The sequence below is a fragment of the Shewanella mesophila genome, assembly GCF_019457515.1.
Taxonomy (GTDB): domain Bacteria; phylum Pseudomonadota; class Gammaproteobacteria; order Enterobacterales; family Shewanellaceae; genus Shewanella; species Shewanella mesophila.
Genome location: NZ_CP080421.1, coordinates 2,634,849 through 2,651,682, shown reverse-complemented (window position 1 = coordinate 2,651,682; position 16,834 = coordinate 2,634,849). Strand labels below are relative to the sequence as shown.

Genomic DNA, 16,834 nt, shown 5'->3' with positions numbered 1-16,834 from the left:
ACTAAAGCTCCCAAAAACTAACTAAATCTCAATTGCTAGTTACTTTGACAGCATTTTCTTTATTTGCCAAACCTATTTTTTGATAAAACCTCCATAAAAGCGGCTTTTTATTGTTGTTTTCCCTGTTTTGTGGGGGTTTGAAATTTTGGTTATGTAATTATTGGTTATAAAAAGTGTAGATCTCATAATTTTGAGTGCGTTATCCTGCTAAGATTTTGATAATCGGAAATGGTGGTGCTGATTTTAGCAAAATAGAGGATAAGCAGTTGTTTGGTGGTTTTATAAACAAAAGGCTTCTCCGTGAAGCCTTTTGTTCAGAACTGAACCTAGATAGGTGGTTTAAGGTTGAACCGTTTTGGCCGGGCGTAAATGATGAAATTCAGTGCCTGGGTAATAACCCGGCCAATCCTTACTATTTGCAAGTGTTTGGGCCGCTTGATAGTAGATGCTCATATCTTGCAGGGCGCCAGACAGATCCCAATCAGCACGATATTCATCGCAGACGTTGTGATAACAGCCATTCATCTTTTGTTTCATATCCGCCTTATATTTGGCAGAAGCTTCATCAGCGGGTTCATTGCCGCCACCGGCAAAGACAGCTGGAACCCCGTATTTGGCGAAGCTGAAATGATCTGAGCGGAAAAATCCACCCGATTCAGGATGGTTTTCACTTACGGCCATGCGTTGCTGTGAACTTGCGGCCTGACTGAGGTAGGTTTCTAGTTCAGACTTACCTTTACCTACGATAGTGTAATCACTGGTACGGCCGTAGATATTGGTGCTATCTAAGTTAAATACAGCAACTGTGTTATCGAGTGGATAGATGGGGTTTTCGGCGTAATAGCGTGAGCCTAACAGTCCTTGCTCTTCGCCTGTGGTCGCCACAAAAGTGATAGAACGCTTTAGTGGTGAACCATTTTTGGCTTGCGTTGCAAACTGGCGCGCAATCTCCAAGATACCAGCAGTACCCGATGCATTATCTAGGGCACCATTAAAGATTTGATCGCCTTCTTTAGTTGGATCTATACCTAGGTGATCCCAGTGAGCGGTAAATAGCAGGTGTTCATCGCTTGCTTTGTCGCCGGGCAGTGTCGCCACCACATTATAGCTATTGGCATATTCTGCTTTATTCGCAAACGCGATATTTGCGGTTGTCTCTAAGGCGACATTAAGTGGACTGCTCGCTGCGCGATCGCTCAAGGTGGCCAGCGATAATCCAGCTTTGTCAAAAAGTTCGCTGGCTTTTTCCTTGGTGATCCAGCCTTCAACTTGGACGCGACTTTCTTGACTGTTTTTATCGACAACTAAATCTTGTTGCGGACCTGTCCAACTGTTTTGTACTACAGACCAAGGATAAGCGGCGGGTTTGGTATCATGAACAATGATCGCGCCCAATGCTCCTTGACGACTCGCCTCTTCATATTTATAGGTCCAGCGGCCATAGTAGGTCATGGCTTTTCCATTAAATTTACCTGAATTAGGCAAAGCAAAGCCTGGATCATTGACTAAGATGACCGCGATTTTGCCTGTCATATCTACGCCTTGGTAGTCGTTCCAGTCATACTCTGGTGCATTAACTCCGTAACCGACAAACACCAGTGGGGCGTTGCTGATATTGATTTGTTGGCTGTCATGACGACTGCTTAAGACAATATCCTCGCGGTAGTTTAGCGTTAGTCCACCTAGATTGATCTGTTGGTCTTCACTAGCTGTGTAGCTCACCATTGGTACTGCTTGCAGGTAACTACCGCCATTTGCACCTTCGAGTCCAGCAGCGGCAAATGCTTTGCTTAGGTAATCGAGTGTTAAGGTTTCGCCTTGGGTGGTTGGTGCTCGGCCTTCAAATTTATCTGATGACAGGTTTTGAATGTCTTGTCTAAATCTTGCTTCGTTGAATTCAGGAACGCTATCAATTGTTTGTGTTGGATGTTGGCTGCAGGCGCTGAGTGTGGCCAGCGCGCATGCGGACAGAAGTAATCGCATGGAGTGTCCTATTATCGTTATTTATTTTTGTTATAAATTGTATTTTTAGGACAGCTATGATGAATAAGATGGCGCAATTTATCAAGTGAGCCATCTTATTAAAATGTTACGCTTTATTACCCTATGACGATAATACTAAACAACGTCGATATCGCCGGCGCAATTGAAGATATGGTTTGGTCTAAACGGCTCTTTTTCAACATCTTTTTCTTGGCTGACACCGCTAGTCACTAAGATGGTTTCAAGACCGGCTTGGAAGCCAGCTAAAATATCGGTGCGCATATTATCGCCAATAATAACGGTATTTTCGGAGTGACCATTAATGTGGTTAAGTGCACTGCGGACAATCCAAGAGCTAGGTTTACCGACATAAAATGGCATACGCCCACTAATGCGCTCGATTGGAGCACATAATGCGCCACAAGCAGGGCTGTGTGCTGGTCCGTGGGTATCAGGATTTGTGGCGATAAATCGAGCGCCATTAGCCACGAACTGTGCAGCCTTATGGATCATATCCCAATTATAAGAGCGAGTTTCGCCGACAATAACGAAATCGGGATTGATATCGGTAATAGTAAAACCGGCTTTATAGAGTTCATGGGTGAGCGCGCCTTCACCAATGACAAAGGCTTTATCACCGGTTTGATGCTTTAGAAAATCAGCCGTGGCCATGGCTGAGGTGTAGAAACACTCTTCTGGCACCTTGATCCCCGCAGCGCCTAGACGGTTTTGTAAGTCTTTGCCAGTTTGAACCGGATAGTTAGTGAGGATAACGAGTGGGTTACCTTGCTCTACAATACGGTGAATAAATTTATCACTGCCAGGAATGAGTTTATTGTTATGCAGCAGTACACCATCAATATCACAAATCACGTTTTTCATATTTGGTCTCTTATTGCGAACAGAAAATCTACTGTTTCCATCTAAAACCAATTGTGTTGTAAAAACAACGTCATTTGATGAATTATTTAGAGCGTGGGGCAAAGATCTGAAATTTTATAAAAAAAAAGAGACCAGGTGGTCTCTTTCTATTGGTGAACCGTGATAGTTAATCAGCGGCATATCCCATGATATCGAGCGGATTATTATCTAAATAGGCGATGCCATTGCTCATCTTTAAACGATCTTGGCTAAACCATTTTACGACCAGTGGATAGATAGCATGCTCTTGCTCATGTACCCGTTCAGCGAGAATTGTTGCATCATCTTCTGGGTAAACGGGCACCTTGGCTTGTAATATGATTGGTCCAGAATCAAGCTCTGGAGTCACAAAGTGCACGCTGGCACCGTGCTCACTGTCACCAGCGTCGATAGCACGCTGATGAGTGTGTAATCCGGTGTATTTGGGCAGCAAAGAGGGATGAATGTTAATCATACGTCCCTCGAATTGCTGAACAAATTCATCGGTTAATATTCGCATAAAGCCTGCTAGCACGATAAGATCGGGTTGATATTCATCGATGGCGGCTTTGAGTCGAACATCATAATCGCTACGAGTTTCACCTTGGTGCGCTATCACGCAACTGGTATCTATCTCACTGTGATGAGCACGAACAAGGCCATAAGCATCGGGTTTATTACTAATCACCCCAACGACCTCAGCTTGTACATTGTCGTCACAACCATCGATAATGGCTTGTAAATTACTGCCATTACCTGAGATTAAAACTAATACGCGACAGCACTTTGGCATTATAAAATCTCCACTTGCTCTTCGTCACCATTGCGGCTAGCAATGTTGCCGATAAGCCAAGCGTTTTCACCTTCGCTCTTAAGCAGTGTTAATGCACTTTCAACTTGGTCCTGAGGCAGGGCGATAATCATACCTACACCACAGTTAAAGGTACGGTACATCTCAAATTCTGCGATGTTGCCATTTTCCATTAACCAGTTGAAGACGGTTGGCCATTGCCAAGAGTCACCTTGCACTACCGCTTTTGCAGTATCAGGGAGTACACGTGGGATATTTTCCCAGAATCCACCACCAGTAATGTGTGCCATGGCGTGGATATCATTTTGTTCAAGCAGCTTAAGCAGCGGCTTAACATAGATTTTGGTTGGTTCGAGTAGATGGTCGATCAGCGGTTTGCCTTCTAGGTCCTGCTGCGGATCGGCTTTACTTACCTCAAGTACCTTGCGAATAAGCGAGTAACCATTTGAGTGAGGACCACTAGAACCAAGGGCGATCAGTGCGTCGCCAGCGACCACTTTAGAGCCATCTAGCACGTCTTCTTTTTCAACCACGCCGACACAGAAGCCAGCAAGATCGTAATCTTCGCCTTCATACATGCCTGGCATCTCAGCAGTTTCACCACCGATCAATGCACAACCTGATTGAGCACAACCTTCGGCAATACCGTTGACCACTGAGGTTGCCGTTGCAACGTCGAGTTTGCCTGTGGCGTAGTAGTCGAGGAAAAATAGTGGCTCTGCACCGGCAACGATTAAATCGTTAACGCACATGGCAACTAAATCAACACCAACACTGTCGTGTTTTTTGTAATCGATGGCCAGTCTAAGCTTGGTACCAACACCATCGGTGCCAGAAACAAGAACTGGATGTTTGTACTTAGTTGGTAGCTCACAAAGGGCACCAAAACCACCAAGGTTACCCATAACTTCTGGGCGGTGGGTACGTTTTACTGCAGATTTGATATTGTCTACAAGGGCATTGCCTGCGTCGATATCAACACCTGCGTCTTTATAGCTTAGCTGGGTAGGAGTGCTCACGGAGGATCCTCTCGGGTACATCGTTATTGGATTTTTATGCGGCGCTATTCTATCAGCTTGTGGGCAGCCTCGAAAGTGATGATTTTGAATATTCAAACGGACTTAGGTCACGATTTGCCGTGTCTGTAAAACTTTATGTTTTCCATTGTGGACAAATCTACTAGAATCGGTGCAATTTGCTGGAAAAAACACAAAACATAGCATCAGGAGAAAACGATGAAAGTGGTCGAAGTTAAGCATCCTCTAGTACGTCATAAAATTGGATTAATGCGTGAAGGAGATATCAGTACTAAACGTTTTCGTGAGCTAGCTGCTGAAGTTGGTAGTCTACTTACTTATGAGGCGACTGCCGATTTTGAAACTGAAAAAGTGACTATTGAAGGTTGGAACGGTCCAGTAGAAGTCGAACAAATCAAGGGTAAAAAAGTGACAGTGGTACCGATCCTGCGTGCAGGTCTTGGTATGATGGATGGCGTGTTAGAGCATGTACCGAGTGCGCGTATCTCAGTTGTCGGTATCTATCGTGACGAAGAGACACTAGAGCCTGTTCCTTATTTTGAGAAGCTTGCAAGTAATATGCATGAGCGTATCGCACTGGTTGTTGACCCTATGTTAGCGACTGGTGGATCAATGATTTCAACTATCGATCTGTTAAAAGAACGTGGCTGTACTGCGATTAAAGCCCTTGTGTTGGTTGCAGCGCCAGAAGGGGTTGCTGCGCTTGAAAAAGCCCACCCTGACATCGAGCTATATACGGCATCAATTGATAAGTGTTTAAACGAACAAGGTTATATTCTGCCTGGCCTTGGTGATGCTGGCGATAAAATATTTGGTACTAAGTAATTAGAGACTAAGTGGTTAGTTTTAAACTAATCTTATATCTAAATAGGAAAGGGAGCCGATGGCTCCCTTTTTTGTGATTGTAGGTTTTTTATAGCCCGCTCTCTATAGAACCATGGCCGCTATCCAACCAAATACCAACAAGGGAATGTTGTAATGGATAAAGGTTGGAATAACACTGTCTCTAATATGGTCGTGCTGGCCATCGGCATTAAGACCTGCCGTAGGACCAAGAGTTGAATCTGAAGCCGGAGATCCAGCGTCGCCTAGTGCCGCTGCCGTGCCGACTAAAGCAATAGTGGCCGGCACAGAGAAACCGAAGCTGATGGCTAACGGAACATAGATAGTGGCAATAATAGGTATCGTTGAGAACGATGAGCCAATGCCCATAGTGATAAGCAGGCCCACGAGCAGCATTAAGAACGCGGCCAATGCTTTATTGTCGCCAATCAGATCAGATAAGGAGGCCACTAAACTGGCGACATCACCGGTTTCTTTTACCACGGCTGCAAATCCTGCTGCTGATATCATGATAAAGCCAATATTGGCCATCATGCGTACCCCTTGGTTGAAAATATCCTGATCGGCGACATGTTTAAGCGCGCCAGAAAAACTGAAAATAATAAAACCTATCAGGGCACCAAATATCATCGAGTCGGTATAGAGCTGTACGATTAAGGTTGCCACAATTGCCAAGATGGCCACCAGTATATTGCGGCGATTAATGGTCTCTTCAGGCTCCGCAGCTAAAATCATTTGCTCTTTGTAGTCACGTGGTTTGCGGTAACTAATAAACACCGCAATAAAGAGGCCTAATATCATGCCCAAAGCAGGGATTAACATTGCAGATGGGATTTGCTCACGTACCGCATTGAGATTATTGCTATTGAGATTGGCGAGCAAAATATCATTAAGAAAAATCCCCCCAAAGCCAATCGGTAAAATCATGTAGGTTGTCACTAGGCCAAAAGTCAGTACGCAAGCGACTAAACGGCGATCCATTCGCAATTTAGACATAACATGCAAAAGAGGCGGGATCAGAATAGGAATAAAGGCGATATGGATAGGTAAAATGTTTTGCGATGATACCGCCATGGTTAAAATGGCAATTAATAGCGACCAACGAACACGGTTGATATTGGTACTGCTTTGCTCTTTACCTAACTGAGATATTACTTTCTGAGAAATAAGGGTTGTTAGTCCTGAGTGCGAAAGTGCTACGGCAAATGCGCCAAGCAGTGCATAACTTAGTGCTATTTGAGCACCGCCACCAAGACCGGTATTAAAGGCGTCTACCGTGGTTTGTAGATCCATTCCACCAACAAGACCTGCGGCGAGCGCACTAATGGTGAGGGCGATAACAACATTCACCCTTGCGAGACTGAGGCCCAGCATTAGGCAAACGGCGATAACAACTGCATTCATATTGATTCTTTCTGATTAACTATCGTGTGATTGAGGCTATTTTTGACTGCATCGTTTCACTTGTCCAGCCAATCGGCGTTTTATCTTAAAAAAAGGAACAGATGTAACGAGTCTGTATTCAAGTGTAATGCTTAAGTGTAAATACCAATACAGTAGGCAAGGATATAGAGCACAGTTATTGGGCAACCAGATGAAAATTTATTAAAAAAGGTGACAATGATCCCAAATAGCTTGTGTCCCGCTGACGACTGCCTATAATGCTTTTTAGTTCATAGTTATAAAGCTTTTTTCAATCCATTGATGGAGATATAAAATGAGTGTATTAGTAGGCCGTCCGGCTCCTGATTTTACTGCTGCAGCCGTTCTTGGTAATGGCGAAATAGTAGATAGCTTTAACCTAAGCGAAGCGATCAAAGGTAAGACAGCTGTAGTATTCTTCTACCCACTTGATTTCACTTTCGTTTGCCCATCTGAACTGATCGCATTCGATCATCGTATGGACGAATTCAAAAAGCGTGGCGTAGAAGTTATCGGTGTTTCTATCGATTCTCAGTTCACTCACAATGCGTGGCGTAACACCCCAGTTGATAAGGGTGGTATTGGTCAAGTTCAATACACACTTGTTGCTGACGTTAAGCACGAAATCTGTAAAGCATATGATGTTGAGCATCCAGAAGCGGGTGTGGCTTTCCGCGGGTCTTTCCTTATCGACAAAGAAGGTCAAGTTCGTCACCAAGTGGTTAACGATCTTCCACTAGGTCGTAACGTAGATGAAATGATCCGTATGGTAGACGCGCTTCAGTTCCATGAAGAGCACGGTGATGTTTGTCCTGCTGGTTGGGAAAAAGGTGACAAAGGTATGGACGCAAGTCCTGAAGGTGTTGCTTCTTACCTAACTGATAACGCTGATTCGCTATAATCTTAGGATAATAGCTTGTAAGTAAAAAAAGCCGCGATAATCGCGGCTTTTGTGTGTCTGAAAGACCGATCAATTACGTTATAGGACGCTTTTATAATTCTAAACAGGAAGCTTGCTTTAAAGATGGCAAGTTATTACTCAAAATCGCCAGTACTCTTAATTACTTTCAATCCAAATTAGATATCCCAAAAGAGCTAAGTTTTCAAGATGATATTGGACAACTGTTTAAAGCATGAAGGGAGATCTTTGCGCTAATTGAAACGCTAAAGTTAAATCAATACACAGGATTGTAAACCGCGGATCATTACTGATAAATAAGAGAGGGGATACAGCGCTATTGCGCAGCATCCTCTCTTATTGTGTTAGCGGGGAAACCGTTAAAGTGGCTCTATCTAGAGTGCATTAACTGGATTTGATCATCTGTCTAACTTGAACTGCCATCAAGGCTTTCGCTTTGCTCTTGTGTTGAATCGTCGGCATTATCAGAGCCAAGCGGCCAACCGCCTAAGGCCTTCCATTTGTTCACAATATGGCAAAACAGTTCAGCGGTACGCTCTGTATCATAAAGCGCTGAATGTGCTTCCTTGTTATCGAAATCGATACCAGCGATAGAGCAGGCTTTAGCAAGTACCGTATGCCCAAGTGCGAGCCCCGATAGTGCTGCAGTATCAAAAGTGGCAAAGGGATGAAATGGTGTCCGCTTAAGGCCATTACGTTCAATCGCTTTTGTCACAAAGCCGTGATCAAAGGCGGCGTTATGGGCAACAATAATACTCCGATGGCAGTCAGAGGCTTTTTGTGCTTTCTTAACCTCTTTAAATATTTCTAAAAAGGCTTCTTTTTCCGATACCGCTCCACGCAGAGGGTTGGTTGGATCTATACCATTAAATGCCAGAGCTTCTGGCTCTAAGTTAGCACCTTCAAACGGTTCTATGTGATAGTGAAGGGTTTTATCTAGTACTAACACTCCCTGCTCATCCATTTTTAACATGGTCACTGCAATTTCAAGCAACGCATCGGTCTGGGCATTAAAGCCTGCAGTTTCTACATCAATAACCACGGGGAAGTAGCCCCTAAAACGGTGGTTAAGTTTATTCGCGTCGCCCAAATCACTCATCAAAATATCCAAATAGTTAGCAAGGGGCTATTATGAAGTATCTAGTGTTAACTTGTCATGTTTGATTGGCTAATATATAAGCTAAAGGAATATTAAAACAGGCCGATAGGGTTTAGTAACAAGATTAATATGGGTGATTGTCTATGTGGGCTAGGGTGCTGCTTGCTGTAACATTATGCTTGAGCTTGGGAGTGTCGATGACAGCTCATGGTGAACTACGCCATTATGTGGCATCACTGGAACAGTCGCAATGGCGCTTAAGCGACAATACTCCGATTGTTTGCCGACTTGAGCATGATATTCCTTCATATGGTAAGGCGGTATTTACTAGCCGTGCAGGGAAGGATCATGATCTTAATTTTACCCTTGATATGTGGGTGAAACCTGACGAAGTCACTAACGCCAAATTGATGAGTATGGCACCAGCCTGGCGCCCAGGTGTTTCATCGAAACCGATAACCGATCTGACCTATCAAAAATATTTTAGTGGTGAAGTGCCCAAAAATGCGGCTTGGTCGATGCTTAATGAATTAGAGAGAGGCATGCAGCCGACTTTCTATTACGCCGATTGGTATAACCGCTCAAGTAAAGTTGCAGTGGGATTGTCGGCGGCTAATTTTGCTCGTAAGTATAGTGATTTCCGCTCCTGTCTTGCTAATTTACTCCCCTATAGTTTCGAAGATATTGCCTTTACTGTACTGACTTATGAGTTTGGTGGTGCAGAGCTAACTCGCTACTCTAAGGCGCAAATTGCTAAGGTACAGGAATATCTGTCCTATGATCCAGAGGTGGAGTTAGTATTGATTGACGCTTATACCGATAGTTATGGTGGGCGGTCCGTTAATAAGAAGGTCTCTGAAAAGCGAGCCGATTCTGTGAAAGAGTTATTTGTTTCGGCTGGTATCCCCCAAGAGCGGATTCACACGCTTGGTCATGGTGAAAAACGCCATGTCGCATCCAATGCCACCATAGATGAGCGTTCAAGAAATAGGCGAGTCGTCATTAGGCTCAGTAAGCCTCTTTAAGTGTCCGTTACTTATCTCACATAAACCCAGCGAATGCTGGGTTTATTGTTTTAAGCATTGGTATAACTGTTTCTGTGAGAAATTTGTGGGTACTAAAATTCAGATAAAAAAAAGCCCACTTAATAATTAAGTGGGCCGCAAATAATATATTGCAATCAACAAATTGAAGGAAGGAAGTCAAGCATAAGAACCAGGGATGAATTCACGTGCGCGGCACATGACTTCGGAGTTCTTGTTTTCAAATCTACCTGGAGTAGACACTTCCTGAAAACGAGGTGAATTATAGGACCAGATTTTTAAACCAACAAACTAAAAAAATTACCTATTTAGATTAGTAAAACTAATCCGGTGCGGTGGGCATTTTTATGCTGAATTCACTAATTTTCCGCCTTTGCGCGGAATTAGTCATATTTAGTGCATAACTCTACGATTTAATAAATCTATCTATGTTGGTTTTTTATTAACAATTGGGATGGATTAGTTTTAAATTGAATGTTTCGAGCCCATTGCACAGTTTTATTTTGCTTGTATAGTACGAGGTTATGGGCGTTTGCTCACACTTTGATGTCAAATAATAACTAGATTCCCAGGATGGCTACAGATGTTTCTTAAAACGATATTATCTAAGCAACACCTTTTTATTGCTGGACTCGGGCTTACGCTCGTTGGTTGTCAGTACAATGCATCGCAAGTCGATGTTCAACAAACAATAAGTACGCCAACTGGCGTGACTGAAACCATTCATGGTGTAGAGGTTGCCGATCCATATCGCTTTCTTGAAGAGGAAACTGATGCGACCCATGCTTGGGTTAAGCAGCAGCAACAAGCCGGGCATGATTACCTGGCTCAGATAGAAAATAAACAAGCTATTGTCGAACGCATTACTCAATTGTGGAATTTTGAAAAAGTCACCGCTCCAGCTGAACACGGCAGTAATACGTTTTACTATCGTAATGATGGCTTACAAGCTCAGTCGGTTTTATATGTAAAAGATAAGGCTGGGCAAGAGAAAGTTGCCTTAGATCCGAATGCATTTTCAACCGATGGTACGGTGGCATTAAGCGGTGTGTCGGTCAGTGGCGACGGTAAAACGATTGCCTATGGTGTATCTAAATCAGGCTCTGATTGGCAGCAGTGGCAATTTGTGGATGTAGCGACGGGGGAAAAACTCCTTGATGAACTTAATTGGATTAAATTTTCTAGTGCACAGTGGAGTAAAGATAACCAAGGGGTTTACTATTCACGCTATGACGCTCCAGAAGGCGGTAATCTACTCGCGGATGTTAATTTTAATCAAAAAGTATATTTTCATAAGTTAGGCACAGATCAATCTCAAGATACGCTGGTTTACGAGCGTCCACAGAATAAAGATTGGGGTTTTGGCGCTGAAGTATCGGAACAAGGTGACTATCTGCTGATCTCCATTTCACAGGGTACCGACAGCCGAAATCGTTTTTTCTATAAATCGTTAACTGAAGAAAATGCGTCAGTGGTTGAATTAATTGTCGACCTTGAAGCGGAATATAGCTTCCTCGGCAATGATAAGTCAGTATTTTATTTTAAGACGGATTTAGATGCGCCTAATGGCAAAGTTATTGCGATAGATATTAACCGCCCAGCGAAAGCTCACTGGGAGACAATTATTGCTGAGTCGAGCGATCCTATCGCTAGCGTGGCGATTATTAACGACCATTTGGTAGTTAGTTATCTGCATGACGTTTTAGGACAGTTGTCAATATTCAGTATGGATGGTGTCAAACGCCAAGATGTTGAGTTACCGGGTAAGGGTAAGATTGCTGGCCCTTATGGTAAGCGCAGCAAAGATTACTTCTATTACACCTTTAATAGTTATGTTCAGCCACAGACGACCTATAAGTTTGATTTCAAAACGGGTGAGTCTAGCTTGTATGCCAAGCCAGATATCTCATTTAATCCAAGTGACTATGTGTCAGATCAGGTTTTCTATACCAGTAAGGATGGCACTCGTGTGCCTATGATGGTGTCCTATAAAAAGGGCTTAAAACTTGATGGTAACAATCCAACCTTGTTATATGCCTACGGTGGATTCGCGATATCACTGACACCTCGTTTTAGCCCTGCCAATATTGCTTGGATGGATATGGGCGGTATTTATGCTGTGCCTAATCTACGTGGTGGGGCAGAGTATGGCGAAAGCTGGCATCAAGCGGGCATGTTCGATAAGAAGCAAAACGTATTTGACGATTATTATGCGGCTGCGCAGTATCTAATCGATAACAATTATACCAATACTCGTAAGCTTGGTGCCTATGGGCGTAGTAACGGTGGTTTGTTGATGGGAGCTGCGTTAACCCAACGTCCCGATCTTTTTGCTGCGGTACTACCCGCCGTTGGTGTTCTCGATATGCTCAGGTTCCATAAGTTTACGATTGGATGGGCATGGACCAGTGAATATGGCAGTGCCGATGTCGCTGAGCAGTTCCCAGCACTATTAGCTTATTCGCCTTATCATAATATTAACGAGCGTGACTATCCTGCTACTATGGTGATGACGGCGGATCATGATGACCGGGTTGTGCCGCTGCACAGCTTTAAGTTTGGTGCCCTATTGCAAGATAGACAAACAGGTGATGCACCTGTGATTATGCGTATCGAATCGAAGGCGGGTCATGGAGCAGGTAAGCCTACGGCAATGAAGATTGATGAATTTGCCGATATCTATAGTTTCTTGTGGCACAGCTTTGGTTTAACGGTACCGGCTAAGATTGGCGAGTAACTTAGGTTTGTAACCGAGTAACTTAGGTTTGTAACTTAGGTCTGTAACTTGGGGCTGTAACTCCGCTGTTTAAAAGTTGGCGGTAAAAGGGAAGTGATTAACTTCCCTTTTTTATTAACAAAATTTTATGAAGTTAGTGGTAACAGTTGCGGTTTGAACCATTCACAATTGATGATGCGATAGGTATAGTAGGCCTCTATTTATCTAATGTTTGGCAATTAGAATCTATGTTTCGTTGGCCTATTTCTGTTTATTACGAAGATACAGACGCTGGAGGAGTGGTTTATCACTCTAACTACCTTAATTTTTTTGAGCGTGCTCGCACAGAGTGGCTTAAAAACATGGGGATTAGGCAGACTCAGTTGTTAGCTGATGATATTGCGTTTGTTGTAAAAAAAGCGGAACTGGACTTCAAGGTAGCCGCTCGTTTTGAGCAGGACCTTTTTGTCGAATCAGAGGTCATAGAGATGAAGAAGGCCTCGCTACTGTTTCGGCAGCGTTTGTTAGATGATTCTGGCAAGCTGTATTGCGAAGGCACGATTCTCGTTGCATGTGTTGCCTTGTCACGTATGAGACCAAGGGCCATTCCCCAAAATATTGTTCAGGAGTTTAAGGGTGGAAGCTGATATTTCTTTTATCGGTCTGTTTTTACAGGCTAGTTTGCTGGTTAAGTTTGTCATGCTGACGCTGCTCGCGTTATCTGTCGTCTCATGGGCTGTGATCATCCAACGCCGAAGGCTTTTGGCTGTAGCGCGAGAACGCTCCCTTAAATTTGAAGATAAGTTTTGGTCTGGGGTCGATCTCAATAAGCTCTACAAAGAGCTGTCAGCCAGACAGGAGAGTAATACAGGCCTAGAAACCCTGTTTTATACTGGTTTCAAGGAGTACGCTCGTTTAAATAATCTTAGCGGCAAAGTGCCAAGCGCAGTGATGGATGGCAGTTACCGCGCGATGCGAGTATCGCTGTCTCGTGAACTCGAAAAACTCGAAACCCATTTGCCACTACTCGCTACCATTGGCTCAACCAGTCCCTATATCGGTCTGTTTGGCACTGTGTGGGGGATTATGAACTCCTTTATCGCCTTAGGCGCGGTAGAAAATGCGACCTTGGCTATGGTTGCCCCAGGTATTGCCGAGGCGCTTATCGCGACAGCCATGGGCCTATTTGCGGCAATTCCCGCTGTTATAGCCTACAACCGGTTTTCGACTCAAGTGGATAAGATAGAGATGTCTTATGCCAACTTTATGGAAGAGTTTTCCAGCATTTTACATCGCCAAGCTTACAGCGAAAAGGAAATGGTGTAATGCAACAAGGTTATCAACGTAAAAGACGCAGGCCAGTAGCGGAAATCAACGTTGTTCCCTATATCGACGTGATGTTGGTGTTATTGATCATCTTTATGGTTACGGCGCCGATCGTGACTCAAGGGGTAAAAGTTGATTTACCTCAAGGGGCTGCAGAGTCGCTTCCTGCCGACAGTAAACCGCCCGTTGTGGCATCCATCGATGCCGATGGCGATTATTACCTAGATGTAGGCAATAGCAGCTCAAAAGAAACATTGGATTTAGAAGAGCTGGCGATCAGAGTGAGTGCCATCATTCAGCTTGAGCCTGAGCGCCCTGTGGTGGTTAAAGCGGATCGCAGCATCGCCTATGAAAAAGTGATTCAGTTGATGGTTTCGTTGCAAAAGGCTGGGGTGCCGTCTGTTGGGCTGATGACAGATTCACCAGAGGAGTAGTAGGTGGCAGCTAAATCAGATTTTAAAATACCGCTCATAGTTTCAGCCAGTATTCACATTGGCGTGATAGTTATAGTGGCGATGGGCGTCAACTTCGATGAGAAACCTAAAGTGGTTCCGCAAGTCAGTGCCCCTGCGGTACAGGCTGTCGTCGTCGACCAAAAAAAAGTGACGGAATATGCTGAAAAGCTTAAGGCCGATAAGCGAGAAGCCGAGCGTAAAGAGAAAGCGCGTCAAGATGAACTCGAACGCAGAGCGAATGAAGCTAAACAAGCCCGTGAGCGTGAGCAGGCACAAATAAAGAAACTCGAACAACAGCGTAAGCAAAAAGAGATAGAAACTCAAAATGCAGCCGCAGCCGCTAAGGCTGCCAAGTTGAAAGAGAAGCAAGAAAAAGAGAAAGCCGCGCAGGCGGAAGCACAGCGTAAGAAGAAAGAAGCTGAGCGTAAAGCCTCTGAAGAAGCAGCCGCCAAAGCTGAAGCTAAGCGCAAGCAAGAGGAGGCAGCAGCGAAAAAGGCGGCGGACGAACGCAAACGTAAAGAGGAAGCTGAGCGTAAACGTAAAGCGGAAGAGCAGGCGCGTTTAGAGCAAGAGCGTATGATGCAAGAAGCATTAGCCGCAGAGCAAGCAGCTTTATCGCAGACTCGCAATAAACAAGTGGTGAGCGAAGTGCAGCGTTATACGTCGATGATCCGCGCGACGATTCAGCGTAACTTAGTTGTAGACGAATCTATGCGAGGTAAAAGCTGTCGTATCTTTATCCGGTTGGCCAAAGATGGTTTCGTTACAGGTAATGAAATTTTATCTGGAGACCCTGTGGTCTGCCGAGCGACTAAAGCGGCAATTAACAAAGCGGGTCGATTACCTGTCTCACAAGAAGCTGATGTTTATAATAAGCTAAAAGAGATTAACTTAACCGTTCAACCGGAATTTAATTAAAGGAGTGTCATGAAAACTTTGGGGAAATGGCTCATTTTAGGGCTGATGTTTTGCACAGTACCAGCCAAGGCTGCGTTGGATATTGTGATCACCGAAGGGGTTGATGCCGCTCGTCCGATAGCGGTTATTCCGTTTGTTTGGCAAGGCGCGACGCCAATGCCACAACAGATCTCTGACGTTGTCATGTCTGATTTGGCGCGCAGCGGTACCTTTAAACCGATTGAAGAGCTGGGATTACCACAACGCAATATTAGCTCAGTAGCTAATTTTGATGTTAAAGCGTGGTCCAGTGTTGCTGCAGAAGCGGTTGTGATGGGGTCGGTCAAACCGTTTGGACCCGATCAATATCTGGTTAACTTTGAACTGATTGACTTAGTGAAAGCTCAGATGCAGTCAAGTGGACCCACATCAAAATCAGAATATCTGATAGATAGCCGCGAAACTGTCATCACCGCCGCCCAGTTTAGACAATATGGTCACAGGATCAGTGATATTGTTTATGAGAAATTAACCGGTATTCGCGGCGCATTCTTAACCCGTATTGCGTATGTAGTGGTTGATCATCAAGATAAATCGCCCTATAAATTGATGATTGCTGACTATGACGGTTACAACGAGCAGATGTTGCTGCGTTCTCCTGAGCCATTAATGTCGCCAGCTTGGTCGCCAGATGCACGCAGATTGGCTTATGTGAGTTTTGAGAACAAGAAAGCGGAAATTTTTGTTCAAGATATCTATACCCAGCAACGTACTAAAGTCACTAGTTTTTCTGGAATTAATGGCGCGCCCTCGTTTTCACCTGATGGTAAGAAGTTAGCGGTTACTCTGTCTAAAGATGGTCAACCAGAGGTGTATGTCGTTGATATTGAAACAAAAGCGATTAAGCGAGTGACTAATCACTATGCTATTGATACCGAGGCGTCTTGGACCCCAGATGGTAAATCGTTAATTTTTACCTCTGAGCGTGGCGGTCGTCCACAGTTGTATCAAGTGACACTAGCCTCAGGTAAAGTCGCTCGTTTAACATTTGAAGGTGAATGGAACTTAGGTGGTTCAATTTCACCAGATGGCCGCAGCATGGTATTTGTTAATCGTACCAATGGTAAATTCAATATCGCCAGAATGGATTTGGAAACTCGCTTTATGCAGGTGCTGACAAGCACACGTTTAGATGAATCGCCGAGTATTGCGCCAAATGGTACCATGGTGATTTACGGCACGACTTATCAAGGAAAACAAGTTCTCGCGGCAGTCTCTATGGATGGGCGATTTAAGGCTCGATTGCCAGTGGGGCAAGGGGAGGTTAAATCTCCTGCTTGGTCACCGTTCTTATAATTAATTCTCACGTAAAACAAGATTAAG

General features: G+C 44.2%; 15 protein-coding genes. 9 read left to right on the top strand and 6 right to left on the bottom strand.

The window, feature by feature from the left end:
• Nucleotides 1–339: 339 nt before the first annotated feature.
• The 4 genes from K0I73_RS11640 to purM all read right to left on the bottom strand — a co-directional run bounded on the left by K0I73_RS11640 (nucleotide 340) and on the right by purM (nucleotide 4,713).
• Nucleotides 340–1,983, bottom strand: a complete 1,644-nt coding sequence (locus K0I73_RS11640; RefSeq protein ID WP_220061288.1) for a M28 family metallopeptidase — start codon at nucleotides 1,981–1,983, stop codon at nucleotides 340–342.
• 135 nt (nucleotides 1,984–2,118) lie between these two features.
• Nucleotides 2,119–2,865 carry an HAD-IIA family hydrolase gene (locus tag K0I73_RS11635; RefSeq protein ID WP_220061287.1) on the bottom strand — a complete coding sequence of 249 codons (747 nt, stop codon included), beginning with the start codon at nucleotides 2,863–2,865 and terminating at the stop codon, nucleotides 2,119–2,121.
• 166 nt (nucleotides 2,866–3,031) lie between these two features.
• Nucleotides 3,032–3,676: a phosphoribosylglycinamide formyltransferase gene (gene purN, locus K0I73_RS11630; RefSeq protein WP_220061286.1), complete on the bottom strand. Its 645-nt coding sequence runs from the start codon at nucleotides 3,674–3,676 to the stop codon at nucleotides 3,032–3,034.
• The gene (gene purM / locus K0I73_RS11625) at nucleotides 3,676–4,713 is read right to left on the bottom strand and encodes a phosphoribosylformylglycinamidine cyclo-ligase (protein WP_220061285.1); all 1,038 of its coding nucleotides are present in this window, start codon (nucleotides 4,711–4,713) and stop codon (nucleotides 3,676–3,678) included. Before purM ends, purN begins: the two co-directional genes overlap by 1 nt.
• Before the next feature lie 216 nt (nucleotides 4,714–4,929).
• Between purM and upp the strand changes: the two genes are divergently transcribed.
• Complete coding sequence (upp, locus tag K0I73_RS11620; RefSeq protein WP_220061284.1) at nucleotides 4,930–5,556, top strand: uracil phosphoribosyltransferase; 627 nt, start codon at nucleotides 4,930–4,932, stop codon at nucleotides 5,554–5,556.
• Nucleotides 5,557–5,658: 102 nt separating this feature from the next.
• On the opposite strand, the gene K0I73_RS11615 is transcribed toward upp, so the two are convergent.
• Nucleotides 5,659–6,978 (bottom strand): Na+/H+ antiporter family protein, encoded by a 1,320-nt coding sequence (locus tag K0I73_RS11615; RefSeq protein WP_220061283.1) that lies wholly within the window; start codon nucleotides 6,976–6,978, stop codon nucleotides 5,659–5,661.
• Between the two features lie 313 nt (nucleotides 6,979–7,291).
• Between K0I73_RS11615 and K0I73_RS11610 the strand changes: the two genes are divergently transcribed.
• Nucleotides 7,292–7,897 (top strand): peroxiredoxin, encoded by a 606-nt coding sequence (locus K0I73_RS11610; protein WP_110456216.1) that lies wholly within the window; start codon nucleotides 7,292–7,294, stop codon nucleotides 7,895–7,897.
• A gap of 424 nt (nucleotides 7,898–8,321) precedes the next feature.
• Here the strand turns inward: K0I73_RS11610 and rnt are convergent, their stop codons facing one another.
• On the bottom strand, nucleotides 8,322–9,014 hold the full coding sequence (gene rnt / locus K0I73_RS11605) for a ribonuclease T (protein ID WP_220061282.1): 693 nt from the start codon (nucleotides 9,012–9,014) through the stop codon (nucleotides 8,322–8,324).
• 143 nt (nucleotides 9,015–9,157) lie between these two features.
• On the opposite strand from rnt, the gene K0I73_RS11600 reads away from it, so the two are divergent.
• The 7 genes from K0I73_RS11600 (at nucleotide 9,158) to tolB (ending at nucleotide 16,807) form a co-directional block, all read left to right on the top strand.
• The gene (locus tag K0I73_RS11600; protein ID WP_220061281.1) at nucleotides 9,158–10,039 is read left to right on the top strand and encodes a flagellar protein MotY; all 882 of its coding nucleotides are present in this window, start codon (nucleotides 9,158–9,160) and stop codon (nucleotides 10,037–10,039) included.
• Nucleotides 10,040–10,640: 601 nt separating this feature from the next.
• A complete protein-coding gene (locus K0I73_RS11595; protein WP_220061280.1) occupies nucleotides 10,641–12,794 on the top strand; it encodes a prolyl oligopeptidase family serine peptidase in 2,154 nt (717 codons plus the stop codon).
• Between the two features lie 227 nt (nucleotides 12,795–13,021).
• A complete protein-coding gene (gene ybgC / locus K0I73_RS11590; protein ID WP_220061279.1) occupies nucleotides 13,022–13,420 on the top strand; it encodes a tol-pal system-associated acyl-CoA thioesterase in 399 nt (132 codons plus the stop codon).
• Nucleotides 13,410–14,099: a protein TolQ gene (gene tolQ, locus K0I73_RS11585; RefSeq protein WP_220061278.1), complete on the top strand. Its 690-nt coding sequence runs from the start codon at nucleotides 13,410–13,412 to the stop codon at nucleotides 14,097–14,099. The genes ybgC and tolQ overlap by 11 nt, the downstream gene beginning before the upstream one ends.
• Nucleotides 14,099–14,533 carry a protein TolR gene (tolR, locus tag K0I73_RS11580; RefSeq protein ID WP_220061277.1) on the top strand — a complete coding sequence of 145 codons (435 nt, stop codon included), beginning with the start codon at nucleotides 14,099–14,101 and terminating at the stop codon, nucleotides 14,531–14,533. Before tolQ ends, tolR begins: the two co-directional genes overlap by 1 nt.
• A gap of 3 nt (nucleotides 14,534–14,536) precedes the next feature.
• Complete coding sequence (gene tolA / locus K0I73_RS11575) at nucleotides 14,537–15,472, top strand: cell envelope integrity protein TolA (RefSeq protein ID WP_220061276.1); 936 nt, start codon at nucleotides 14,537–14,539, stop codon at nucleotides 15,470–15,472.
• Nucleotides 15,473–15,481: 9 nt separating this feature from the next.
• Nucleotides 15,482–16,807: a Tol-Pal system beta propeller repeat protein TolB gene (tolB, locus tag K0I73_RS11570; RefSeq protein ID WP_220061275.1), complete on the top strand. Its 1,326-nt coding sequence runs from the start codon at nucleotides 15,482–15,484 to the stop codon at nucleotides 16,805–16,807.
• Nucleotides 16,808–16,834: the final 27 nt, after the last annotated feature.